A 23,292-nucleotide genomic window follows, 5' to 3' on the forward strand; every position below is an offset into this window, starting at 1 on the left:
CAGAGTCATTCGCATGGGCACCCGCGGCTCGAAGCTCGCGCTCGCCCAGACCGGGACCGTCGCCGACGCCCTGCGCGCCACCGGCGCCGAGGTCGAGATCGTCACCGTGACCACTCCCGGCGACAAGTCCTCCGCGCCGATTCCCACGATCGGGGTCGGCGTCTTCACGTCGGCGCTGCGGGAAGCGTTGCTGCGCAACGAGGTCGACGTCATCGTCCACTCGTACAAGGACCTGCCGACCGCGCCCGAGCCGGGCATTTCGCTGGCCGCCGTGCCGCCGCGCGAGGACCCGCGGGACGCGCTGATCGCGCGCGACGGGCTGACCTTGGGCGAGCTGTCGCCGGGTTCGACGGTGGGCACGGGCTCGCCGCGGCGCACCGCTCAGCTGCGCGCGCTGGGTCTCGGTTTGGAAATCGTGCCGATTCGCGGCAATATCGACACCCGCATGCGCAAGGTGACCGACGGCGAGCTGGATGCCGTGGTGCTCGCGCGTGCCGGACTGGCCAGGGTCGGACTGGCCGAGGTGATCACCGAGACCCTCGACCCGATCCAGATGCTGCCCGCGCCCGCACAGGGCGCGCTGGCGGTGGAGTGCCGGGCCGCCGACGTGGACCTCGAGCACCTGCTCGCGTCCACGTTGGACGACGAGGGTACGCGGGCCGCGGTGACGGCCGAGCGGGCCCTGCTGGCCGCGCTCGAGGCGGGGTGCAGCGCGCCGGTGGGCGCGCTCGCCGAGATCGTCGAAGATCTCGACGCCGAGGGCAAGGTCGTGGAACGGATCTCGCTGCGCGGCACCGCCGCGGCCGACGGCGAGGACGGCGCGGTGGACATGGTCCGGGCCATCGCGCTGGCTGACAAGCACCAGGCCGCCCAGCTGGGCAAGGACCTGGCCGCCGAGCTGCTGGACCTCGGTGCCGGAGCCCTCTCCGGCACCGCCGAGTAGCGCTTTTCACAAAGCGCTTTCCGCAAGACGTAGGAGACCTGCGTCCGTGCCATCCCGCACGGCCGCCGCAAGAGGAGAAACGCACAGATGACCCCCGCGCGAAAGACCACCGGGCGCGTAGCGTTCGTGGGCTCCGGGCCCGGCGACGCCGGCCTGCTCACGGTCCGTGCCCAGGAACTGCTCGCCAAGGCCGAGGTCGTGGTGACCGACCCCGACGTGCCGCAGGCCGTGCTGGCCATGGCGGCCGAGGGCGCCGAGGTCCGGCCCGCCGTCGGCGAGGCCACCGAGGTCGCCAAGGACCTGACGGCCGAGGCCAAGGCCGGCCGGCTGGTGCTGCGGCTGGTCGCGGGCGACCCGCTGACCACCCCGGCCGTGGTGGCCGAGGTCCAGGCGGTCGCGCGCACGAGCGCCGTGTTCGACGTCATCCCGGGCGTTTCCCCGGGCGCGGCCGTCCCGGCGTACGCGGGTGTCGCGCTCGGCGGCACGCACGTCGAGGTCGACGTCCGCGGCGACGTCGACTGGGCGGCGCTGGCGGCGTCCCCGGGCCCGCTGGTGCTGCACGCGACGTCGGCCCACCTGGCCGAAGCGGCGTCGGCGCTGACCGGCAACGGCGTCCCGGCGTCGACCCCGGTCGCGGTCACCGCGAACGGCACCATCAACACCCAGCGCACCCTCGACACCACGCTCGAGAAGGTCGCCAACGACGCGGGTGAGCTCGTCGGGCCGCTGATCGTCACGATCGGCCAGGCCGCCGGGCAGCGCTCGAAGCTGTCGTGGTGGGAGTCGCGCGCGCTGTACGGCTGGAAGGTCCTGGTGCCGCGCACCAAGGAGCAGGCCGGCGAGATGGCCGAGCGCCTGCGCGGCCACGGCGCGACGTCCCACGAGGTGCCCACGATTTCGGTCGAGCCGCCCCGCAGCCCGGCGCAGATGGAGCGTTCGGTCAAGGGCCTGGTCGACGGCCGCTACCAGTGGATCGTCTTCACCTCCACCAACGCGGTCCGCGCGGTGTGGGAGAAGTTCGAGGAGTTCGGGCTCGACGCCCGCGCGTTCTCCGGCGTGAAGATCGCCTGCGTCGGCGCCGCGACCGCGGAGAAGGTGCGCTCGTTCGGCATCATCCCGGAGCTGGTCCCGACCGGCGAGCAGTCGTCGGAAGGCCTGCTGGCCGAGTTCCCGCCGTACGACGACGTGCTCGACCCGGTCGACCGCGTGCTGCTGCCGCGGGCGGACATCGCCACCGAGACCCTGTCGGCCGGCCTGCGCGAGCGCGGCTGGGAGATCGACGACGTGACGGCGTACCGCACGGTGCGCGCCGCGCCGCCGCCCGCCGAGACCCGCGAGATGATCAAGACCGGCGGGTTCGACGCGGTCTGCTTCACCTCGTCCTCGACCGTGCGGAACCTGGTCGGCATCGCCGGCAAGCCGCACACCCGCACGCTGGTCGCGTGCATCGGCCCGAAGACCGCCGAGACCGCGGTGGAGTTCGGGCTCCGGGTGGACGTCCAGCCGGAGAAGGCGGATGTTCCGCACCTGGTGGACGCGCTGGCCGAGCACGCCGCGCGGCTTCGTGCGGAGGGTGCGCTGCCGCCGCCGCGGAAGGCCAAGCGGGCTCGCCGCTCCTGAGTTCGCGGTTCATGAGGGGCACCTTCATGGTCTTGACGGCCATGAAGGTGCCCCTCATGGCTTTCCGGGCCGGGGAGTAAATTGGAGGGGTGTTCCCCGAGCATCGTCCCCGCAGGCTCCGCACCACCCCGGCCATGCGCCGGCTGGTGGGTGAGACGACGCTGCGGCCACGCCAGCTGATCCTCCCCATGTTCGTCGCCGAGGGGCTCGACACGCCCAAGGCGATCTCGAGCATGCCCGGCGTCGTGCAGCACACCCGCGACACGCTGCGGAAAGCCGCCGTCGACGCGGTCAACGCCGGGGTCGGCGGGCTCATGCTCTTCGGCGTCCCCGAGCACCGGGACGCCGAGGGCTCCGGGGCCGTCGACGAGAACGGGATCCTCAACGTCGCCCTGCGCGACCTGCGGCACGAGCTCGGCGACGCCACCGTGCTGATGGCCGACACCTGCCTCGACGAGTTCACCGACCACGGCCACTGCGGTGTCCTGGACGCCGACGGCGCCGTGGACAACGACGCCACCCTGCGGATCTACGCCGAGATGGCCGTCGCGCAGGCCGAAGCCGGGGCGCACGTGCTCGGGCCGTCCGGGATGATGGACGGCCAGATCGGCGTCATCCGCCGGGCGCTCGACGAGGTCGGCCACAGCGACAAGGCCGTCCTCGCCTACGCCGCGAAGTACGCCAGCGCGTTCTACGGCCCCTTCCGCGAGGCCGTCGACTCGCAGCTCAAGGGTGACCGCAAGACCTACCAGCAGGACCCGGGCAACGCCCGCGAGGCGCTGCGCGAGATCGAGCTCGACCTCGCCGAGGGCGCGGACATGGTCATGGTCAAGCCCGCGCTGTCCTATTTGGACGTCGTGAAGGCGGCCGCGGAGATCTCCCCGGTGCCGGTGGCCGCGTACAACATCTCCGGCGAGTACGCGATGGTCGAGGCCGCCGCGGCGAACGGCTGGCTGGAGCGCGAGCGCACGGTCCTCGAGGTCCTGACGTCGATCCGCCGGGCCGGCGCCGACATGATCCTCACCTACTGGGCCGCCGAAGCCGCCGCCTGGCTCGACTGACCGGCTATATTCACCCGCGTGGCGGACAAGAACACCGAAGACCTCAACGGTCTCACCGACGACGAACGGCGCAAGCGGGGCCTTTCGCCGGATCCGCTGATGCCCGGTCAGGCCGCGCCGGCGGTCCGGCCGCCCGGGCCCGTGCAGGCGTCGTTCTGGATCTGGCTGCTCGGCGGGGTGGTGCTGATCGGCGGGCAGGTGCTCACGCTGGCCCTCAAGCAGCAGCTGATCGACGAGCTGATCAAGCAGAACCGCGAGGCCGGGCGGCAGATCGACCCGAACTCGGTGGCGAGCGGCACGAACACCTTCGTCTGGCTGCTCTTCGTCGGGGCGGTGGTGTTCGCCCTGCTGGTCGGGCTGTTCGCCTACAAGGCCCGTGAAGGCACCCGCTCGGCCCGCACCGTGCTCACCTGGCTCGGGGTCGCCTGCGTGCTGTTCCAGTTCGCCCTCTTCAGCAACCTGCCGTCGGTGATGGCCACCCTGCTGTTCGTGATCGCGCTGATCCTGATGTACCTGCCGTCGGTGGCCCCCTACTTCCCGAAGGCCGGCAAGAAGCCGTGAGCGACCGGCTCTACGCCGAATCCGGCGTGAGCTGGGCCGCGATCGCCTGGGGCCCGGTGTTCGCCCTCGTCGGCGCACTGGCCGAGCTCGCCACCGGTGGGCCCGTGCACGTCGTGGGCTGGGTGCTGGTCGCCGCCGGGCTGTGCGCCATCACCGTGCCGTGGGTGTACGCGCGACGCCGGTTCCTGTCGCTGGAGGTCACCACGCGGCAGCTGCGGCAGGGCCGCGAGAAGGTGCCGGCCGAGCAGCTCGCCGAGGTCACCGACGTCGGGGCGCCGGTCGGCGCGCGGGTGCTCGGCGGGGGCTGGGCGGTGCCGCGCAAGTACGACTCGCTGCCGGTCAAGCTCACCGACGGCACGGTCGTGCTGGCGTGGGCGAAGGACGTCGAGGCCCTCCAGGACGCGCTTGACCGGCTCGTCCGGGCGACGCCGCGCGAAGCATGAGAAAATCGGCGCTGTGATCGACCTTCCGCAGCCCACCGGCGCCGAGCTCTGGCCGCCGGAAGAACCCGGCCCCCGCGCGCGGCTGCACAAGCCGTGGCGGACGCTGGTCGCCGTCGTGGAGGTCGTGCTCGCCGTACTGGCCGGCTGGGCCGCCTACGCGTGCTGGCACGGCGGCGTCGCCACTGTCGTCACCCGCACCGACGACGGCGCGGTGCTCGAGTCGCACCGGTACTTCGGCGGGCTGCTCGCCGCGGCCGTCGGGCTCGGCACGCTGGCCGCGATCCTGCTGGTCGACGCGGTGCGTCAGGTGCTGCTCGCGGTCCGTACGCGACACCCCTGATACACAGCCTCCGCACAGGGAACGAACAGCCAATCACTAAGCGGCGGTCCCAGAGTTGCCGCATGACGCGCGTGCGTGCCTCGAAGGCATGGGTGATCAACGGTGCTCTGGTCGTGCTGCTGGCCGGAGCGGGATTCGGGATATACCAGGCGTTCAGCCCCGAACCGAGCACGGCGCAGGCCCAGACGCGCAGCACGCCGGTGCGGCGCGCGACGGTCACGGAGACCATCTCCGCCGCCGGGACCCTCGCCAGCAGCTACACCGGCGCGGCGAACTTCGCGACGGCCGGCAAGGTCACCTCGATCGCCGTGAAGGTCGGTGACGTCGTCAGCGCCGGGCAGAAGCTCGCGACGGTCGACAGCACTCAGGCGGCGAAGCAGCTTCAGGTCGCGAAGGCGAACCTCGCCGTCGCGCAGGACAGCCTCAACAGCGCCGAGGACGCCGAAGACACCCCGGCGACCGGGCAGAACAGCCAGAACAGCGCGCAGACCGCCGCGAACAGCGTCACCTCGGCGCAGGCGAAGCTGGACCAGGCGCAGCTGGACGTCCAGACCGCGCAGGAAGCCCTCGAGAACACCACGCTCTACGCGCCCGGCGCCGGCACGGTCACCGCGGTCAACGGCACGGTGGGGCAGCAGTCCTCCAGCGGCTCGTCGAGCAGCTCGCAGTCCGCGACGTCGTCGAGCGGGAGCGGCCAGGGCAGCGGGCAGGGTTCCTCGAACTCCAGCGCCGCTTCGTCGTCGAGCGCGAGCGGCAGCGGGTTCATCACCATCACGAACATGACCGGCCTGGTCGTCGACACCTCGGTCGCCGAGATCGACGTCAGCAAGGTCAAGACGGGCCAGAAGGCCACGGTGACGCTCAACGCGCTGCCGGACAAGCCGGTGCAGGCGACCGTCTCGAGCATCAACCTGACCCCGACGACCAGCGGCAGCGTGGTGTCCTACGGCGCGCAGCTGGCGCTGACCGACCCGCCGGACGGGCTGCGGCCCGGCCAGTCCGCGAGTGTCGTGATCACCGTCGCGTCGGCCGAGAACGCGCTGAGCGTGCCGGCCGCGGCCGTGACGACCGCCGGCAGCACCAACGTCGTCACCGTGCAGGAGAACGGCCAGAACGTCACGCGCCAGGTGCAGATCGGCATCCGCGGCGAGCCGACGGTCCAGATCACCTCCGGGCTGACCGAGGGCGAGAACGTGGTGCTGACCGCGACGGCCGCGACCGGCGGCACGGGCACCGGCCGGACCGGCGCCGGGACCGGCGGGTTCCCCGGTGGCGGGACCGGCGGGTTCCCCGGCGGCGGCCAGCGCGGCACCGGCACGGGCGCCGGCGGCGGGTTCGGCGGCCGCGGGTGAGCCCGGTCAACCCGGTCATCGCGGTTTCCGAGCTGCGCAAGACCTACGGCGCCGGCGAGACGGCGGTGCACGCGCTGCGCGGGGTCGACCTCACGGTCTGGCCCGGCGAGTACGTCGCGATCATGGGCGCGTCCGGCTCGGGCAAGTCGACGCTGCTGAACATGCTGGGCTGCCTCGACGTCCCGACGTCCGGCCAGTACCTCTTGGACGGCTTCGGGGTCGGCAAGCTCAACGAACGGCAGCTGGCCTTGCTGCGCAACCGGAAGATCGGGTTCATCTTCCAGTCGTTCAACCTCGTGCCGCGCACCTCGGCGTTGTCCAATGTGGAGCTCCCGCTTGTCTACAGTGGACTCCGGCGGGCGGAACGGCGGCGCCGCGCGCTCGCCGCGCTCGAGATGGTCGGGCTGTCCGACCGGGCCAAGCACCTGCCCAGCGAGCTGTCCGGCGGCCAGATCCAGCGGGTCGCGGTGGCGCGGGCGCTGGTCACCGGCCCGGCGATGCTGCTCGCCGACGAGCCGACCGGCAACCTCGACCGCCGCAGCACCGAAGACGTCCTCGGCGTCTTCGACCGGCTCAACCGGCTCGGCCGCACCATCGTCGTCATCACCCACGAGGACGAGGTCGCCGCGCACGCGCACCGCGTGGTCCGGGTCGACGACGGCCTGATCGTGTCGGACGAAGTGACCCGCGCGGTGGGGGCGGTCTCGTGAACTTCTTCGAAGTCCTGCGCTTCGCCGTGCGCGGGCTCACCGCGAACAAGCTGCGCTCCTCGCTCACCACGCTCGGCATCACCATCGGTGTCGCGGCGGTCATCCTGCTCGTCGCGGTCGGCAACGGCGCGTCGGCGGCCATCGCGGCCAGCATCCAGGGCCTCGGCACCAACGTCGTCAACGTCTCCCCGGCGCGCGGCGGCGGGCAGGGCGCTTCGGCGCGGCCGCTGACCGTGCAGGACGCGCACGCGCTCGTCGACCCGGTCGGCGCGCCCGACGTCAAAGCCGCCTCACCGGTGGTGAACACCACGGCGACCGCGACCTACGGGCAGACGTCGTACGACATCTCGACGGTCGCGGGCACCGAGCCGGCGTACTTCACGACCACCAACCGCGAGCTCGCGCAGGGTCAGCTGTTCAGCAGCGAGGACGTGACGGCCGCGCGGAAGGTCGTCGTCCTCGGCCCGACGACCGCGGAGTCGATCTTCGGGAGCACCACCGGCGCGGTCGGCAAGAACGTGCTGCTCAACAGCATCCAGTTCACCGTGGTCGGGGTGCTGCAGGCCAAGGGCAGCACCGGGCTGCAGAACGCCGACGACGTCGCGATCGCGCCGATCTCGGCCGTGCAGAACTCGCTGGCCGGGTACGGCAGCCTCAGCCAGATCGCCGTCCAGGCCACCAGCGCGGACTCCGTCTCGCTGGCCCAGTCCGAGATCACCGCGATCCTCAACGCGCGCCACGGCATCCGGCTCGGCGGCACCGCCGACTACCAGATCCAGAACTCCGAGCAGCTGCTCGCGACCCGGACGTCGGCGACCGAGACGTTCACCGTGCTGCTGGCGGCGGTCGCGGCGATCTCACTGCTGGTCGGCGGGATCGGCGTCACGAACATCATGCTCGTCACGGTGACCGAGCGGATCCGCGAAATCGGCATCCGCAAGGCCATCGGCGCCCCGCGCGCGGCCATCCTCGGCCAGTTCCTCGCCGAAGCGACCATGCTCAGCCTGTTCGGCGGGCTGCTCGGCGTCGCGATCGGGCTGGTCGGCAGCCGGTTCACCATCTCCGGGATCCAGCCGGTCGTGGTGCCCTCGTCGATCCTGCTCGCGTTCGCGGTCTCCGCCCTGATCGGGCTGTTCTTCGGCAGCTTCCCGGCGAACCGGGCCGCCAAGCTGCGGCCCATCGACGCCCTGCGTCACGAATAAGGAGCTTTCGCATGTCTTCGTCCACCACGAACCCGCCGACCGCGGAGGACATCGTCGCCCGCCCGGCGGTCGACGGTGACCTCCACGCCGAGATGTGCCGGGCCGCGAAGCCGTTCTCCCGCACGACGCTCGTGCTGGCCGGGCTCGTCGTGCTCGCGATCGCGTTCGGCGGCGGCGCCTGGACGCACGCGGCCTTCGGCTCGTCGTCCTCCTCGACGCCCACCGGACGCCAAGGTGGCAGCTTCGGCGGTCAGCAGGCCCAGGGCGGCACCGGCCAGACCGGCGGCACCGGCCAGCAGGGCGGTGGCTTCCGCGGGGCGGGCGGCCGCGGCACCACCGGCACGGTCGACCGCGTCGACGGCTCCACGGTGTACGTGAAGACCGCGCAGGGCACCGACGTCAAGGTGTCCACTTCGGACTCGACCACGGTCGGCGTGACCCAGCAGGGCAAGCTCTCGGACCTCAAGCCGGGCTCGACGGTGGTCGTCCAGGGCCAGGCGGGTGCCGACGGCACGGTGGCCGCGCAGGCCATCACCCAGCAGGCCGGGCGCTAGTTCAGCACGACGATGGCGGTGTTGAGCGCGGTCGCGAAGAGGATCCAGGCCAGGTAGGGCACCTGCAGCGCGGCCGCGAGCTTCGACCGGCGGGCGAACAGGACGATCGTCACGACCACGACGACGTCCAGCAGCACGATGTCGAGCAGCGCGAGCACGGCGGCGGCGCCCTCGAAGAACAGCGGGGGCCAGAGCAGGTTGGCCAGCAGCCCGATGCCGTACGCGGCGAACCCGCGGGTCTCGCCGTCGGTGCGCCAGTAGCACCAGCCGGACAGCGCGATCATGACGTACAGCACCGTCCACACCGGACCGAACAGCGACACCGGTGGTGCCCACGACGGCAGCTCGAGGCGCGCGTAGACGTCCTTCGCCGAGGTCGCGGCCAGCGCGCCGACCACGGCCACCACGGCGACCACGCCGACGAAGCCGGCCAGCACGAGCCACGGGTTGCGCTGGGACACACGTTCGGTCACCGGCTGTTCCCCTCCCCGGGCGGCGTCCGGCCATCCTAGGCGGGTTTGCGAGACTGGACCTCGTGAGCACTGGAACCGAGCAGTCCAAGGCATGGTTCGAACGCGCGAAGGCGGCCGTCCCGGGCGGGGTGAACTCGCCGGTCCGGGCGTTCAACTCGGTCGGCGGCACCCCGCGGTTCATGGTCCGCGGCGAGGGCCCGCACCTGTGGGACGCCGACGGGAACCGCTACGTCGACCTGGTCTCGTCCTGGGGGCCGATGATCCTGGGCCACGCGCACCCGCACGTCGTCGAGGCGGCGCGCGCGGCGGCGACGTCCGGGCTGTCGTTCGGCACCCCGACGATCGGCGAGGTCGAGCTGGCCGAGGAGATCATCGGCCGGGTCGGGCCGGTCGAGCAGGTGCGGCTGGTCAACTCGGGCACCGAGGCCACGATGAGCGCGATCCGGCTGGCCCGCGGGTTCACCGGCCGGGCGAAGATCGTGAAGTTCGCCGGGTGTTACCACGGTCACGTCGACGCGCTGCTCGCCCAGGCCGGCTCCGGCGTCGCGACGCTCGGGCTGCCGACGTCGCCGGGTGTCACCGGTGCCCAGGCCGCGGACACGATCGTGCTGCCCTACAACGACCTCGACGCCGTCCGGAAGTCCTTTGTGGACAACCCGGGCGAGATCGCGGCGGTGATCACCGAGGCCGCGGCCGGGAACATGGGCGCGGTCGCCCCGGCGCCCGGCTTCAACGAGGGCCTGCGTGACCTCGCCCACGAGCACGGCGCGCTGCTGGTCATGGACGAGGTGATGACCGGGTTCCGCGTCTCGGGCGCGGGCTGGTTCGGCCTCGAAGGCGTGGCCGGCGACCTCTACACGTTCGGCAAGGTGATGTCCGGCGGGCTGCCGGCGGCGGCCTTCGGCGGCCGCGCCGACGTGATGGCCAAGCTCGCCCCGGGCGGGCCGGTCTACCAGGCCGGGACGCTGTCCGGGAACCCCGTCGCGGTCGCCGCGGGCCTCGCGACGCTGCGCGCGGCCGACCACGCCGTGTACGCGGCGCTCGACGCCAACGCGAAGCGGCTCGGCAACCTCTTCCACCTCGCGCTGACCGAAGCCGGCGTCGCGCACAACGTGCAGTACGCGGGCAACTTGGTGAGCGTGTTCTTCGGCGAGAACGAGGTACGCGACTACGCGGGCGCGCAGGCGTCCGAGACGTGGCGCTTCCCGCCGTTCTTCCACGCGCTGCTCGACGGAGGCGTGTACGCGCCCCCGAGCGCGTACGAGGCCTGGTTCGTCAACGCGGCGATGGACGACGAAGCGTTCGAAGTGATCGAAGCGGCTCTGCCCGCGGCGGCGCGCGCAGCGGCGGAGGCAGTCAAGTGACCACCGTCGTCCACATGCTGCGTCACGGCGAAGTCCACAACCCCGAGAAGATCCTCTACGGCCGCCTGCCGGGCTACCGGCTCTCCGAGCGCGGCCAGCGTCAGGCTCTCACGGTCGCCGAGGCCGTCGCGGGCCACGACCTGGTGCACGTCGTCGCGTCGCCGCTGCAGCGCGCGCAGGAGACAGCGGCGCCGATCGCGGCCGCGCACCGGCTGGACATCACGACCGACCCGGACCTGATCGAGGCCGGCAACCAGTTCGAGGGCCTGCACGTCGCGGTCGGCGACGGCGCGCTGCGGGAGCCTCGCCACTGGCCGAAGCTGGTGAACCCGTTCAAGCCGTCGTGGGGCGAGCCGTACCTGGAGATCGCGCACCGGATGCTCGGCGCGGTCCACCGGGCGCGCGAAGCGGCGTCGGGGCACGAAGCGCTGTGCGTGTCGCACCAGCTCCCGATCTGGACGCTGCGGCGGTTCCTCGAGGGCAAGAAGCTGTGGCACGACCCGCGTCGCCGCCAGTGCTCACTGGCGTCGCTGACGTCGCTGGTCTTCGACGGCGACGAGCTGCGCGAGATCGTCTACAGCGAGCCGGCGGGCACGACCGACCCGAAGGTGACCGGGGCATGAAGCGCCTGCTCGTCTCGCTGGCCGTGCTGGGCCTGGTGGCCGGGTGCAGCGCCGGCAAGGACGCGGTGGTGCAGGGGAGCAGCTTCAGCTTCGTCTCCCCGGGCGGCCAGGTGGACATCACCTACGACGTCTCCCAGCGCCAGACCGCGCCGGTGCTCTCCGGCGACGACCTGATGAACGAGGGCAAGCAGCTCTCGCTGGCCGACTACCCGGGCAAGGTGCTCGTGCTCAACCTCTGGGGGCAGTGGTGCGGGCCGTGCCGCACCGAGGTGCCGGAGATGGAGAGCCTGGTCAAGCAGGGTGTCCAGGTGGTCGGCATCGACGTCCGCGACCCGGCGCGCGAGGTGGCCCAGGACTTCGTCCGCGACCGGAAGCTGACGTACCCGTCGATCTACGACCCGGACGGCCGGGTGCTGCTCAAGCTGAGCGGCTACCCGCGCAACATCATCCCGTCGACGATCGTGCTGGACAAACAGCACCGCGTGGCGGCGGTCTTCCTGCGGCAGGTGCTGGCCCAGGACCTGCTGCCGGTGGCCCGGCGCCTGGAGAAGGAAGCCTGATCGAGGGGCTTTTGCCGGGTTTTAACCGGCTTGCGCGGTTGTTCGGCTAGGTTCCCCATGATCGTTTCGCACGACCATGGGGAGAAGTCCATGCTGAAGAAGATCGCGGCCGTCGCGCTGGTCGCGGCCGCCGCCACCGTCACGGTCGAGGTGCCTGCCTCGGCCGCGCCCGCCTCCGTCCAGGGGTTCACGGTGCTCAAGCAGACGAGCGGAAACGGCCGCACGCTGCGCCTGTGGCTGAACTCGGCCAACAACCAGGTGCACGCGAACCTGTCCGGCGCCCGGTACGGCGACACGCTGTCGATCGGTAGCTGCTGCTACCCGTACACGACGTACGAAACGGTTACGAGCAACGGCCAGTCCGAGCTCAACACGGGGGAGTACGGCAACTACGGCCCCAACCTGAACGCCAAGCTGGCCGGCGGCGGCGAGCTCCACGTCTGATCCCCAGCGCCCCAATGTGGCCTTCGGTGCGTTGAACGCACCGGAGGGCCCCTTGGGTGCGTTGAACGCAACCAAGGCCACATTGGGGCGCTCGGGTCCGGACGAACGGGACCAACGTCCTGATCTGCTGTGACCGAGGTCCTGTGAACCGGCCCCGGAGTTCTCACCGGGACCTCACTGCCTACCCTCAACGGGGTGAACTCCGTTACCGAGCTGGCGATCTCCGGACCGCTGCTGCTCGCCGCGGGCGTCGCGCTGCTGGCCGGAACCATCTCCTTCGCCTCGCCGTGCGTGGTGCCGCTCGTGCCGGGGTACCTCGCGTACCTCGCCGCGCTCGTCGGCGCGGACGCCCCCGCGGTCAAGGCCGACGAGGAGCGCAAGAAGGGCCGATGGTCCGTTCTCGGCGCCGCGCTGCTGTTCGTGCTCGGGTTCACCGTCGTGTTCGTCGCCACCCTGGGCACCCTGGTCTGGCTGGCCGACACGCTCGTCCTCAACCAGGACCTGCTGCAACGCCTCGGCGGCGTCCTCACCATCGCGATGGCGCTGGTGTTCCTCGGCTGGATCCCGGGCATGCAGCGCGAGTTCCGCTCACACCGCGTCCCCGGCGGCGGCGTCTGGGGCGCCCCGCTGCTGGGCGCGGTCTTCGGCCTCGGCTGGACGCCCTGCATCGGCCCGACGCTCTCGGCCGTCATGTCGCTGGCCAGCGCGACCGGTGGCGCCGCGGCCCGCGGCTACCTGCTGATCGCCGTCTACTGCCTCGGCCTCGGGGTGCCGTTCCTGCTCATCGCGCTCGGCGCCCGCTGGGCCGTCCGGGCCACCGACTGGGTGCGCCGGCACGGCCGCCACGTGCAGATCTTCGGTGGCGCGCTGCTGATGGTCGTCGGGATCCTGCTGGTCACCGGCGTCTGGGGAGATCTGATGGGCTTCCTCCGCAACGAGCTCACGGGCACTCTGGAGCTGCCGCTGTGACCACCACCGAAGCGCCCCCGAAGACCCCGCAAGGCCCGACGCCCGCCAAGCGCACCTTCGCGTTCATCCGCAACACCTGGCGCGGCCTGACGTCGATGCGCACCGCGCTCGTCCTGCTGTTCCTGCTCGCGCTGGCCGCCCTGCCCGGCGCGCTCCTGCCGCAGCGGAAGCTCAACGCCCCCAAGGTCGACGAGTACATCGGCGCCCACGGCTGGTGGGGCACCCTGCTCGACAAGCTCGAGTTCTACGACGTCTACTCCAGCATCTGGTTCTCGGCCATCTACCTGCTGCTGATGATCTCGCTGGTCGGCTGCCTCACCCCGCGCAGCTTCGAGTACGTCAAGGCGATGCGCGCCAAGCCGGTGCTGACCCCGCGCAACCTGGCGCGGATGCCGCACTACCGGCTCGGCCGCGGCAAGGCCGACGTCTCCGCCGAGGTCGCCGCCGTCCACAAGCAGCTGTCCGGCTGGCGGCGCGTCGAGCGCGAAGAGGCCGACGGCGTCCGCACGATCTCCGCCGAGCGCGGGTTCCTGCGCGAGACCGGCAACCTGATCTTCCACTTCAGCATGCTGGGCCTGATCGTGTTCTTCGCGCTGGGCAAGATGTTCGGCTACGAGGGCCAGGTCATCGTCCAGGCCGACGGCAGCACCTTCTGCAACTCCGGCATCTACAACTACGACTCCTTCAACGCGGGCCTGCGCGTCGACGGCACCGACCTCGACCCGTTCTGCGTGAAGATCAACGACTTCACCGCGCGCTACACCGACGCCGGCGAGCCGGAGTACTACCACTCGAACATCGAGTACCAGTCCGGCGGCGACCTCGACACGAACACCTGGCGCCCGTACGGCCTCGAGGTCAACTCGCCGCTGCGCACCGCCGGCGACCGCGTCTACCTGCTCGGCCAGGGGTACTCGCCGAAGTTCACGGTGACCTTCCCCGACGGCACCCAGCGCACGCAGAACACGCAGTGGCGCACAGTCGACCCGACCACGATGCTCGCCGAGGGCGCGACGAAGTTCGACCAGCCCGGCGTCACCGACGAGGTGCAGCGCCGGACGCGGCAGCTGGCCATCACCGGCCTGTTCGCGCCGACGTCGTTCCTGCACGGCAATGTCCTGACGTCGTCGGCGCCGGAGCTGAAGGACCCCGCGGTCGCCGTCGACATCCTGCGCGGCGACCTCGGCCTGGACGCCGGGCGCGGCCAGTCCGTCTTCGAGGTCGACCAGACGATGGTCGACGACGGGCGGCTGAAGAAGATCGCCCGCGAGAACCTCAAGGTCGGCCAGGAGATCAAGCTCGACGACGGCACGAAGGTCCGCTTCGACGGCGTCGGGCACTGGGTCTCGCTGCAGGTCTCCCACGACCCGACGCAGGGTTTCGTGCTCGGGTTCGCCATCGCGATGTTCCTCGGTCTTGGCGCGTCCTTGCTGGTCAAGCGGCGTCGACTGTGGGTGCGGGTGAAGCCGGGGACCGACAGCGAGCCGAGTACGGTGATCGAGGTCGCCGGGCTGGCCCGCACCGACCAGGCCGGGTACGGCGAAGAGTTCCACCGGATCAGCGAACGCCTGATCAGTGGTCAGAAGGGCTGAGGCATGCCGATCAACGAGACGCTGTCGCAGTACAGCGACTGGCTCTACACCACCGCCGCGGCGATCTACGTCGTCGCGCTGATGATGACGCTGATCGAGCAGGGCTTCGGCGCGAAGGGCCGGCTCGCCACCGAACGCGCCAAGCTGCGCGCGCGGGAGCTCGTCGGTGCCGGCGGGCCGCCGATCGAGGAGGTCCAGGCCGCGCAGCGCGAGGTCGGCCGCCCCGAGCGGATCGGCCGGATGGGCGCGGCGCTGCTCGTGCTCGGCGCGCTGCTGCAGCTGTCGGCGATCGTGCTGCGCGGGCTCGCCGTGCACCGCGCGCCGTGGGGCAACATGTACGAGTACGGCATGGCGGTCACCTTCATCACGGTGGTCACCTGGATCCTCGTGATGTCGAAGTTCCCGGTCCGGCACCTCACCGGCTTCCTGCTGCTGCCCGTCGTGATCCTGATGTTCGTCAACGGCACGCTGCTGTACACGATCGCGGCGCCGGTGCAGCCCGCGCTGCAGTCGTACTGGCTGGTCATCCACGTCTCGGCGGCCATCATCGGCTCCGGCGTCTTCCTGGTGCCGGGGGTCGCGAGCGTGCTTTACCTGTTCCGCGCGGCCCACGAGAAGGACGAGACGAAGTTCGCCCGGTTCGCGTCGAAGCTGCCCGCGGCCGACGTCCTCGACCGGATCGCCTACCGGACGACGATCTTCGCCTTCCCGGTCTTCACCTTCGGCGTGCTCTGCGGCGCCGTCTGGGCCGAGTCGGCCTGGGGCCGGTTCTGGGGCTGGGACCCCAAGGAGACCGTCGCCTTCATCGCCTGGGTCGTCTACGCGGCCTACCTGCACTCCCGCGCGACGGCGGGCTGGCGGGGCGCCCGGGCGGCGGCGATCAACATCGTCGGGTTCGCCGCGATCATCTTCAACCTGTTCTTCGTGAACCTCGTCACGGCGGGCTTGCACTCCTACGCCGGGGTGGGCTGAGCATCCCGCGGGTACGCCGACTACCGTCGTCTTCAGGGGAGAGCGATGTCGGCGGAGTGCGCGGAGGTTTACACCGGTGACCGGACCCAGCGAAGAATCGGCTCCTGGCCACCCCGAACAGGCCGAGCAGCAGCCTGAGGCGAACCTGTTCGCCGACGACCGGACGGACTCGCACCCGCACCCGGAGACCTCGGGGGCGTTCGACGTGCAGCCGACGCAGGCCGTCGCGCCGCCGGCGAACCCGGCGGTGTCCGGGCCGCACCAGGTGCCGAACCCGGCCGTTTCGGGGCCGCACCAGGTGCCCCAGTACGGCTACGACCAGAACCTCCCGCCGCTGCAGCCGCAGCAGCAGTACCCCCAGGCGCAGGCCCAGTACCCGCAGCAGCAGCCGTCCGGGCTGCCGCAGCCCCAGGGCGGCCGGCACGCGGCGCCGCCGCAGCAGCCGGGTGGCCACGGCCACGACCTGTCGACCGCGCACCTGGTCAAGCAGGTGAAGCGGCCGCCGCAGTCCGGCTGGCGCAAGGCCGTCTACGTCGGGTCCGGCAAGCTGATCAACCCGGGGGAGAGCCCGGCCGACACCCAGCGCCGCGACCTGATCGCGCGCGTCAACCAGCCGCTGCGCGGGTGCTACAAGATTGCGATGCTGTCGCTGAAGGGCGGCGTCGGCAAGACCACGGTGACCACGACGCTCGGGGCGACGTTCGCCTCGCTGCGCGGCGACCGCGTGGTGGCGGTGGACGCCAACCCGGACCGCGGCACGCTGTCGCAGAAGCTCCCGCTGGAGACCACGGCGACGGTCCGCCACCTCCTGCGCGACGCGGCCCGCATCACGCGCTACAGCGACGTCCGGTCGTACACGTCCCAGGGCGCCAGCCGGCTGGAGATCCTCGCGAGCGAGCAGGACCCGGCCGTGTCCGAGGCCTTCTCCGAGGACGACTACCGCCGCACGGTCAACCTGCTGGAGCACTTCTACAACATCGTGCTCACCGACTGCGGCACCGGCCTGATGCACTCGGCGATGAAGGGCGTCCTGGACGTCGCGGACGCGCTGGTGGTGGTCTCGTCCGGCTCGGTCGACGGCGCCCGCAGCGCTTCGGCGACGCTGGACTGGCTCGAGGCCCACGGCTACGGCGAGCTGGTGAAACGCTCGGTGGCCGTGATCAACTCGGTCCGTCCCAAGGGTGGTTCGGTCGACCTCGACAAGCTCTCGGCGCACTTCGGCGCGAAGGTCCGGGCGGTGTGCAAGGTGCCGTTCGACCCGCACCTGGAGGAAGGCGCGGAGATCGAGCTGGACCGCCTGTCGGGCGACACCCGCCTGGCCCTGCTGGACCTGGCGGCAACGGTCGCCGACGGCTTCGCCACCCCGCTTTCCCAGGGCTACCGCTGACCGCCCCGGATCTCACGTGACCAGACCCGTCACTCGCGTGACTGGGCCCGTAACTCACGTGACTGGAGCCGTAACTCGCGAGTTCCGGCTTTGATCACGCGAGTTCCGGGCCTGATCACGCGGGTCACGGGTTTGATCACGCGGGTTCCGCTCGGAGTCACGCCGGGCCGGGCGTGCGGTCTCGGGTAAAGCAGAGGTGACGGGCTAGCCGTCTTCGTCCCGGCGTTTGCGCTGCTGTTCGGCCAGCTGGCGCAGGAAGTCGGGGTCGTCGTCCGGGGCGATCGGGGCCCGGCGAGGAGTCGAGGGCACCCCGATCCGCTGACCGGCGAACGACCGCCACAGGAGCAGGGCGACGACCAGCGCGCCGACCGCCGCGAGCAGAGCGAGCATGCCGGATCCTTCCGTATGGCTGCCAGTCCCCCGAGGTTAACCTCTTCGGCCGTGTGGTGGGCCTCAAGCCGGGTGACCACACACGAAGGGCCGCGCGGGACGGGGGTGGTTCCCCGTTCCCGGCACGGCCCCGCGCCGGAGTTGGTTCAGGCCTTGCGCGCCGGTTCGCTGGCGTCGGTGGTCAGCTCGGCGAGGAGCTCGTTCACCTCGGACTCCCGGAACCGCCGGTGCCCGCCCGGGGTCCGGATCGAGCCGATCCGGCCCGCGGTCGCCCACCGGGTCACGGTCTTCGGGTCCACCCGGAACAGCGCTGCCACCTCGCCAGGGGTGAGCAGTCGTCCGCCCATCGTCGCGGTCATTTTCCGCCTCCTTAACGACCTCACTGCTATACCGGAGGCGTCCGGGCCCTTCTGGCCCGTTCCGCCGGGGTAGCCAACACGGCAATCGTTGCACTTCACCCGTCAGGTACTCGAACGGTTGTCCCTGAGTAAAGAGCCCTTAAAGGTCAAAACGGACAGTTTGCTTACGGTGTGCAACTAATTTCCCGGGTCACTTGACGTGCCCGGACGCGGTCCGCCCGGTCATCGGCCGTGAGGCGTGGTGCCAATGGGGGATTGTCCGACCGCATAGAGTGATCCCCGTGGATCAGTTGGACCGGAAGATCATCGCAGCGTTGCGCGTCAACGGACGGGCCACTTACGCCGACCTCGGCCGAGCGGTCGGGTTGTCCGCGTCGTCGGTACACGAACGGGTGGGCAAGCTGGAAGCCGCGGGCGTGATCACCGGCTATCACGCGGTCGTCGACCCGAGCTCGGTCGGCCTCGGGGTCACCGCCCTGGTCGGCATCCATCCGACCGACACCGCGACCGAGGACGACGTCGCCGCGGCGCTCGGCGAGCTCGACGAGGTCGAGAGCTGCTACGCCGTGGCCGGCGACGAGGCGTTCGTCGTCAAGGTGCGCGTGTCGACCGTCGACGAGCTCGAGCGCAGCCTCGCCCGGCTCCGGCGCATCCCAGGCGTCGGGCGGACGAACACGACCGTGGTGCTTTCGACGCGGTTCGAGGGCCGCCCGAACAACGCGGGCCTGCAGAAGGACCGCACGGGCGGGGCGTAACCTGCGTCAGTGTGGAGACCAACCTGCCCCGTGACCTGACGCTGTACCTCCTGGCGCGGTTCGCGCTGGTCGGGGTGATCGCGTGGGCGCTGTTCCTGGTGGGCGTGCCGCTGCTGGTCGCCGTCCTGATCGGGCTGGTCGCCGGGCTGCCGCTGGGCCTGCTGCTGTTCCGCCCGCTTAACGCCCGCGTCACGGCCGGCCTGGCGAAGCGCAACGAGAAGCGCGCCCGGGCCCGTGCGCAGCTGCGTGCCGAGCTCCGCGGTGACACCCCGGGTCAGCCGGAATGACGCACAGCCGCAGCTGGGTGCGCGAAGCCGTCCGGATCATCGAGGCCGACGCCAACCGCAGCGCCGACACCCACCTGCACGTCTTCCCGCTGCCCCCGGAGTGGGGCATCGACCTCTACCTCAAGGACGAGTCCGTCCACCCGACCGGCTCGCTGAAGCACCGGCTGGCCCGGTCGCTGTTCCTGTACGGGCTGGTCAACGGCCAGATCGGGCCGGACACCGTGCTCGTCGAGGCCTCCAGTGGCTCCACCGCGGTGTCCGAGGCCTACTTCGCGCGGATGCTCGGGCTGCGCTTCATCACCGTCGTGCCGCGCCGGACGTCGAGGGAGAAGATCGCCCTCATCGAGTTCTACGGCGGCGAGTGCCACTACGTCGACGAAGCCCCGTCGATGTACCCCGAGGCCGAGCGGCTCGCGGCCGAGAGCGGCGGGCACTACCTCGACCAGTTCACCTACGCCGAGCGCGCGACGGACTGGCGGGGCAACAACAACATCGCCGAGTCGGTGTTCGCGCAGATGCGCTCCGAGCGCCACCCGGTGCCCAGCTGGATCGTCGTCGGCGCGGGCACGGGCGGCACGAGCGCGACCTTCGGCCGGTACGTCCGCTACAAGCGGCACACGACGAAGGTCTGCGTCGTCGACCCGGAGAACTCGTCGTTCTTCGGCGCCTGGGAAACCGGCGCGCTCGACTACGCCACCGGCATGCCCTCCCGCATCGAGGGCATCGGCCGCCCGCGCTGCGAGCCGTCGTTCGTCCCCGGCGTCATCGACGAGATGTTCCGGATCCCCGACGCCGGCTCGCTGGCGGCGATCCGGCTGCTGCGCGAGCGCACCGGCCACTGGGCGGGCGGCTCGACCGGCACGAACCTCTACGGCGCGTTCCGGCTCATCTCCCGGATGGTCGAGGACGGCCAGGCCGGCAGCGTCGTGACGCTGCTCTGCGACGGCGGCGAGCGGTACGCGCACACGTACTACAACGACGACTGGGTCGCGCAGCAAGGTCTGGACCTCGCGCCGCACACCGCGTTGTTCGAGGAGTTCCTGACGACGGGCAAGTTCGCCGCCGACGACTGATCCCTTGTGGACGTTGTCGCTGACAAGCCGCGCCGGGCTCAGAGGTTCAGGCCGATCGCGGCCAGCACCGCCCACGCCAGCATCGCCAGCCCGGTGTCGCGCAGCGCGGGGATCAGGGCGCGGCCGGTGGCGTTCCGGACGATCGCCTTGACGGACTGGACCAGCAGGGGCGCGCTGAGCAGGGTGAGCACGGCGAGCGAGTGGGTCGCGAACTGCAGGACCACGCTGAGCACGAACGGCACCGCCACGAGCGTCAGGTAGAGGTTCCGGGTGCCGCGGTCGCCGAGACGCGTCGCCAGCGTGCGCTTGCCGGCCTCGACGTCGGTCGGGATGTCACGCAGGTTGTTGGCGGTCAGGACCGCCGTCGAGAAGCAGCCGACCGCGACCGCGCACAGCAGCGCGGCCCAGCTGACCCGGCCCGCTTGGACGTACACCGTGCCGAGCACGCCGGCCAGGCCGAAGAACACAAAAACGGCGATCTCGCCGAAGCCGTAGTAGCCGTAGGGCTTCTTGCCGCCGGTGTAGAACCACGCGCCGAGGATGCACAACGCGCCCATCGCGAGCAGCCACCAGTGCCCGCTGCTGACCACCAGCACGAGCCCCAGCGCCCCGGCCAGGCCGAGCGAGACCAGTGCCGCCCGGAGCACGGCCTTCGGTGCGGCCACGCCGGAGCCGACCAGGCGCAGCGGGCCGACGCGGTTCTCGTCCGTGCCGCGGATGCCGTCGGAGTAGTCGTTGGCGTAGTTGACCCCGACGATCAGCGAGAGGGAGACCAGCAGCGCCAGCACCGAACGCCACCAGGAGAACGCGTCCAGCGCGATAGTCGCCCCGACCCCCGCCACGACCGGCGCCACCGCGTTCGGCAGCGTCCGCGGCCGCGCGCCCTCGACCCACTCGCTCATGCTCGCCATGGACGTCATTCAACGCCATGGTGATCACCCGCGAGCGGGAACCCGGGAAGTCAGTCGTCGGTCGGCAGCTGCCAGACGAGCGAGCCGCTGTTGGGGTCGACCGTGGGGCCTTCGGCGGCGAGCGCCGAACCCGCGGAGACGAGAACCCCCAGCGTGACGGCGGTGCTGATGAGAACAGTCTTGATCCAGCGCGTCATGGTGAGTAGCCAAGCGGGCGCACCCCGTGCGTGTCAACGAAGTGCCACCATTCAGCCGCGCGAACCCGACTCAAGTCGGGTCTTCACCGCCGCCCGGTCGATCTTGCCCGGTCCGCGAAGGGGCAGCTCAGCGCAGTATTCAACGCGTTTCGGCGTGGCCGCCGCGCCGAGCTCGGCCCGGACCGCGGCTCGCAGTTCGTCCGCTTCGCGAGGTTCACCGGAGGGGACGACGAGCGCCACCACGGCCTCGCCCCACTCCGGGTCCGGCACCCCGACGACACACGCGTCCCGCACGCCCGGCTGCGCGCAGAGGCACCGCTCGACGGCGTTCGCGGACACCTTCACCCCGCCGGTGTTGATCATGTCGTCGGCCCGGCCGAGGACCTCCAGGCGGCCGTCTGCGTGGCGAACACCACGGTCGGACGTCGTGAACCAGCCGTCGCCGAACGACTCCGCCGTCAGGTCCGGCCGGCCCCGGTAGCCGTGGGCGAGGACGTCGCCCGCGATCCGGATCCGGCCGCCGTCGAGGTCGACCCGGACGCCGTCCAGCGGGAAGCCGTCGTAGACGCAGCCGCTTGCCGTCTCGCTCATGCCGTACGCGGGCACGATCCGGACCCCGGCGTCGGCCGCGCGCTCGCGCAGGTCCGCCGACGTCGCCGCCGCGCCGACCACGATCGCGTCGAACGACTTCGCCGCGGCCAATCCCGCGCCGCCGTCGTCGAGCAGCCGGACGAGCTGGGTCGGCACGAGCGCGGTGTACCGCGGACCCCCGGTCAGCGTCGCCGCGGCGGCCGCGAAGGCGTCCGGCCGGAAGCCCTGGCCGGTGAGCAGCGCCGGTTCGGTGCCCGCCAGCAGCGAGCGGACCAGCACCTGCAGCCCGCCGATGTAGTGCGCCGGCGTCGCGAGCAGCCAGTGCCCGGGCCCGCCGAGCCGCGTGTGCGTCGCCTCGGCGGACGCGGTCAGCGCGCGGGCCGAGAGCAGCACCCCTTTGGGCGCGCCGGTCGAGCCCGAGGTGGCGATGACCACGGCGGTGTTCGACTCGGCGGGCTCGCCCGGCGCCATCGCGTCCCGCAGCGCCGGGTCGGTGAACGGCAGGACCGCCGGGCCGCCGCCCAGCGCGTCCGCGAGGGCCTTCTTCAGTGCTTCGAGCGCCTTGGGCGAACCGTCGAGGTGGACCGGGCGCAGCTCAGTAGTAATAGGGGGTGTCCTTGAAATCGGGGTCACGCTTCTGGAGGAACGCGTCCCGGCCTTCGACGGCTTCGTCCTGCATGTAGGCCAACCGGGTGGTTTCCCCGGCGAAGAGCTGCTGGCCGACGAGGCCGTCGTCGGTGAGGTTGAACGCGTACTTGAGCATGCGCTGCGCCGTCGGCGACTTGCCGACGATCGTCCACGCCCAGTCCAGCGCCTCTTTCTCCAGGTCGGCGTGCGGGACGACGGCGTTGACCGCGCCCATCCGGTGCATGTCCGCGGCGGAGTACTCCCGGCCGAGGAAGAAGATCTCGCGGGCGAACTTCTGGCCGACCATCTTCGCGAGGTAGGCCGAGCCGTACCCGCCGTCGAACGAGCCGACGTCGGCGTCGGTCTGCTTGAACTTCGCGTGCTCCTCGGAAGCCAGCGTGAGATCGCACACCACGTGCAGGGAGTGCCCGCCGCCCGCGGCCCAGCCCGGCACGACCGCGATCACCGGTTTCGGCAGGAACCGGATCAGCCGCTGGACCTCGAGGATGTGCAGCCGGCCGGCCCGCGCGGGGTCCACCGTGTCGGAGGTCTCGCCGCTCGCGTACTGATACCCGGAGCGTCCGCGAATACGCTGGTCACCACCGGAGCAGAACGCCCACCCGCCGTCCTTGGGCGAGGGGCCGTTGCCGGTGAGCAGGACGCACCCGACGTCCGAGCTCATCCGGGCGTGGTCCAGCGCCCGGTAGAGCTCGTCGACGGTGTGCGGCCGGAAGGCGTTGCGGACCTCCGGACGGTCGAACGCGACGCGCACCACGCGTTTGCCACCGCGGTTCTCAGCGGAACGGTGGTAGGTGATGTCGGTGAAGGCGAAACCTTCGACCTCGGTCCACGCGGCCGGATCGAACAGCTCGGAAACTCGGGCGTCATCCACGTTTGGGAGAATAGGACCTGTGGACACATCTGATCTCGAC

Annotated in this window: 28 protein-coding genes; 21 read left to right on the forward strand and 7 right to left on the reverse strand. The window is 71.3% G+C overall.

Annotation, left to right across the window (positions count from 1 at the left end):
- The first annotated feature begins 13 nt into the window (after window positions 1-13).
- The 10 genes from hemC to ACZ61C_RS18945 all read left to right on the forward strand — a co-directional run bounded on the left by hemC (window position 14) and on the right by ACZ61C_RS18945 (window position 8,786).
- Window positions 14-943, forward strand: coding sequence for a hydroxymethylbilane synthase (gene hemC, locus ACZ61C_RS18900; protein WP_465309399.1), 930 nt, complete (start codon window positions 14-16; stop codon window positions 941-943).
- An 87-nt stretch (window positions 944-1,030) separates the two neighbouring features.
- Window positions 1,031-2,563, forward strand: coding sequence for a bifunctional uroporphyrinogen-III C-methyltransferase/uroporphyrinogen-III synthase (locus ACZ61C_RS18905; RefSeq protein ID WP_465308375.1), 1,533 nt, complete (start codon window positions 1,031-1,033; stop codon window positions 2,561-2,563).
- Between the two features lie 89 nt (window positions 2,564-2,652).
- The gene (hemB, locus tag ACZ61C_RS18910) at window positions 2,653-3,624 is read left to right on the forward strand and encodes a porphobilinogen synthase (protein WP_465308377.1); all 972 of its coding nucleotides are present in this window, start codon (window positions 2,653-2,655) and stop codon (window positions 3,622-3,624) included.
- 18 nt (window positions 3,625-3,642) lie between these two features.
- Entirely contained in the window at window positions 3,643-4,185 is a 543-nt protein-coding gene (locus ACZ61C_RS18915) for a hypothetical protein (protein WP_465308379.1), read from the forward strand.
- Entirely contained in the window at window positions 4,182-4,628 is a 447-nt protein-coding gene (locus tag ACZ61C_RS18920) for a hypothetical protein (protein ID WP_465308381.1), read from the forward strand. Before ACZ61C_RS18915 ends, ACZ61C_RS18920 begins: the two co-directional genes overlap by 4 nt.
- Window positions 4,629-4,641: 13 nt before the next feature.
- Window positions 4,642-4,968, forward strand: a complete 327-nt coding sequence (locus tag ACZ61C_RS18925) for a hypothetical protein (RefSeq protein ID WP_465308383.1) — start codon at window positions 4,642-4,644, stop codon at window positions 4,966-4,968.
- Window positions 4,969-5,030: 62 nt separating this feature from the next.
- Window positions 5,031-6,320, forward strand: a complete 1,290-nt coding sequence (locus tag ACZ61C_RS18930; RefSeq protein WP_465308385.1) for an efflux RND transporter periplasmic adaptor subunit — start codon at window positions 5,031-5,033, stop codon at window positions 6,318-6,320.
- Window positions 6,317-7,030 (forward strand): ABC transporter ATP-binding protein, encoded by a 714-nt coding sequence (locus ACZ61C_RS18935; protein WP_465308387.1) that lies wholly within the window; start codon window positions 6,317-6,319, stop codon window positions 7,028-7,030. The genes ACZ61C_RS18930 and ACZ61C_RS18935 overlap by 4 nt, the downstream gene beginning before the upstream one ends.
- Window positions 7,027-8,232: an ABC transporter permease gene (locus ACZ61C_RS18940; protein ID WP_465308389.1), complete on the forward strand. Its 1,206-nt coding sequence runs from the start codon at window positions 7,027-7,029 to the stop codon at window positions 8,230-8,232. The genes ACZ61C_RS18935 and ACZ61C_RS18940 overlap by 4 nt, the downstream gene beginning before the upstream one ends.
- A gap of 11 nt (window positions 8,233-8,243) precedes the next feature.
- Entirely contained in the window at window positions 8,244-8,786 is a 543-nt protein-coding gene (locus tag ACZ61C_RS18945) for a hypothetical protein (protein ID WP_465308391.1), read from the forward strand.
- Here the strand turns inward: ACZ61C_RS18945 and ACZ61C_RS18950 are convergent.
- Window positions 8,783-9,259, reverse strand: coding sequence for a TspO/MBR family protein (locus ACZ61C_RS18950; protein WP_465308393.1), 477 nt, complete (start codon window positions 9,257-9,259; stop codon window positions 8,783-8,785). The genes ACZ61C_RS18945 and ACZ61C_RS18950 overlap by 4 nt on opposite strands.
- Before the next feature lie 62 nt (window positions 9,260-9,321).
- Between ACZ61C_RS18950 and hemL the strand changes: the two genes are divergently transcribed.
- From hemL to ACZ61C_RS18990, 8 genes are all read left to right on the forward strand, one after another.
- Window positions 9,322-10,623 carry a glutamate-1-semialdehyde 2,1-aminomutase gene (gene hemL / locus ACZ61C_RS18955; protein WP_465308395.1) on the forward strand — a complete coding sequence of 434 codons (1,302 nt, stop codon included), beginning with the start codon at window positions 9,322-9,324 and terminating at the stop codon, window positions 10,621-10,623.
- Window positions 10,620-11,246 carry a histidine phosphatase family protein gene (locus tag ACZ61C_RS18960; RefSeq protein ID WP_465308397.1) on the forward strand — a complete coding sequence of 209 codons (627 nt, stop codon included), beginning with the start codon at window positions 10,620-10,622 and terminating at the stop codon, window positions 11,244-11,246. Before hemL ends, ACZ61C_RS18960 begins: the two co-directional genes overlap by 4 nt.
- The gene (locus ACZ61C_RS18965; RefSeq protein ID WP_465308399.1) at window positions 11,243-11,806 is read left to right on the forward strand and encodes a TlpA family protein disulfide reductase; all 564 of its coding nucleotides are present in this window, start codon (window positions 11,243-11,245) and stop codon (window positions 11,804-11,806) included. The genes ACZ61C_RS18960 and ACZ61C_RS18965 overlap by 4 nt, the downstream gene beginning before the upstream one ends.
- 90 nt (window positions 11,807-11,896) lie before the next feature.
- Window positions 11,897-12,250 (forward strand): hypothetical protein, encoded by a 354-nt coding sequence (locus ACZ61C_RS18970; protein WP_465308401.1) that lies wholly within the window; start codon window positions 11,897-11,899, stop codon window positions 12,248-12,250.
- Between the two features lie 195 nt (window positions 12,251-12,445).
- The gene (locus tag ACZ61C_RS18975; RefSeq protein ID WP_465308403.1) at window positions 12,446-13,219 is read left to right on the forward strand and encodes a cytochrome c biogenesis CcdA family protein; all 774 of its coding nucleotides are present in this window, start codon (window positions 12,446-12,448) and stop codon (window positions 13,217-13,219) included.
- Complete coding sequence (resB, locus tag ACZ61C_RS18980) at window positions 13,216-14,811, forward strand: cytochrome c biogenesis protein ResB (RefSeq protein ID WP_465308405.1); 1,596 nt, start codon at window positions 13,216-13,218, stop codon at window positions 14,809-14,811. The genes ACZ61C_RS18975 and resB overlap by 4 nt, the downstream gene beginning before the upstream one ends.
- A gap of 3 nt (window positions 14,812-14,814) precedes the next feature.
- The gene (gene ccsB / locus ACZ61C_RS18985; RefSeq protein WP_465308407.1) at window positions 14,815-15,783 is read left to right on the forward strand and encodes a c-type cytochrome biogenesis protein CcsB; all 969 of its coding nucleotides are present in this window, start codon (window positions 14,815-14,817) and stop codon (window positions 15,781-15,783) included.
- A 76-nt stretch (window positions 15,784-15,859) separates the two neighbouring features.
- Window positions 15,860-17,170, forward strand: coding sequence for a MinD/ParA family ATP-binding protein (locus ACZ61C_RS18990; protein ID WP_465308409.1), 1,311 nt, complete (start codon window positions 15,860-15,862; stop codon window positions 17,168-17,170).
- A gap of 204 nt (window positions 17,171-17,374) precedes the next feature.
- On the opposite strand, the gene ACZ61C_RS18995 is transcribed toward ACZ61C_RS18990, so the two are convergent.
- Entirely contained in the window at window positions 17,375-17,560 is a 186-nt protein-coding gene (locus ACZ61C_RS18995) for a hypothetical protein (protein WP_465308411.1), read from the reverse strand.
- A 146-nt stretch (window positions 17,561-17,706) separates the two neighbouring features.
- Entirely contained in the window at window positions 17,707-17,919 is a 213-nt protein-coding gene (locus tag ACZ61C_RS19000) for a BldC family transcriptional regulator (RefSeq protein WP_072474890.1), read from the reverse strand.
- A gap of 281 nt (window positions 17,920-18,200) precedes the next feature.
- On the opposite strand from ACZ61C_RS19000, the gene ACZ61C_RS19005 reads away from it, so the two are divergent.
- Genes ACZ61C_RS19005 through cds1 form a run of 3 tightly spaced genes read left to right on the forward strand, consistent with a single transcriptional unit; the run spans window position 18,201 to window position 20,034 of the window.
- Window positions 18,201-18,674, forward strand: coding sequence for an Lrp/AsnC family transcriptional regulator (locus ACZ61C_RS19005; RefSeq protein WP_465308413.1), 474 nt, complete (start codon window positions 18,201-18,203; stop codon window positions 18,672-18,674).
- 11 nt (window positions 18,675-18,685) lie between these two features.
- Window positions 18,686-18,961 (forward strand): DUF4229 domain-containing protein, encoded by a 276-nt coding sequence (locus ACZ61C_RS19010; protein WP_465308415.1) that lies wholly within the window; start codon window positions 18,686-18,688, stop codon window positions 18,959-18,961.
- Window positions 18,958-20,034 carry an L-cysteine desulfhydrase Cds1 gene (cds1, locus tag ACZ61C_RS19015; protein WP_465308417.1) on the forward strand — a complete coding sequence of 359 codons (1,077 nt, stop codon included), beginning with the start codon at window positions 18,958-18,960 and terminating at the stop codon, window positions 20,032-20,034. The genes ACZ61C_RS19010 and cds1 overlap by 4 nt, the downstream gene beginning before the upstream one ends.
- Window positions 20,035-20,072: 38 nt before the next feature.
- Here cds1 and ACZ61C_RS19020 read toward each other — a convergent pair whose 3' ends face one another.
- The 4 genes from ACZ61C_RS19020 to ACZ61C_RS19035 are packed head-to-tail and all read right to left on the reverse strand — an operon-like array spanning window position 20,073 to window position 23,252.
- A complete protein-coding gene (locus ACZ61C_RS19020; protein WP_465309401.1) occupies window positions 20,073-20,945 on the reverse strand; it encodes a 1,4-dihydroxy-2-naphthoate polyprenyltransferase in 873 nt (290 codons plus the stop codon).
- Window positions 20,946-20,995: 50 nt separating this feature from the next.
- Window positions 20,996-21,142 carry a hypothetical protein gene (locus tag ACZ61C_RS19025; protein WP_465308419.1) on the reverse strand — a complete coding sequence of 49 codons (147 nt, stop codon included), beginning with the start codon at window positions 21,140-21,142 and terminating at the stop codon, window positions 20,996-20,998.
- A 51-nt stretch (window positions 21,143-21,193) separates the two neighbouring features.
- Window positions 21,194-22,327, reverse strand: a complete 1,134-nt coding sequence (menE, locus tag ACZ61C_RS19030; RefSeq protein ID WP_465309403.1) for an o-succinylbenzoate--CoA ligase — start codon at window positions 22,325-22,327, stop codon at window positions 21,194-21,196.
- A 1-nt stretch (window position 22,328) separates the two neighbouring features.
- A complete protein-coding gene (locus tag ACZ61C_RS19035) occupies window positions 22,329-23,252 on the reverse strand; it encodes a 1,4-dihydroxy-2-naphthoyl-CoA synthase (RefSeq protein WP_465308421.1) in 924 nt (307 codons plus the stop codon).
- Window positions 23,253-23,292: the final 40 nt, after the last annotated feature.

Source organism: Amycolatopsis sp. NPDC104587, assembly GCF_055583645.1.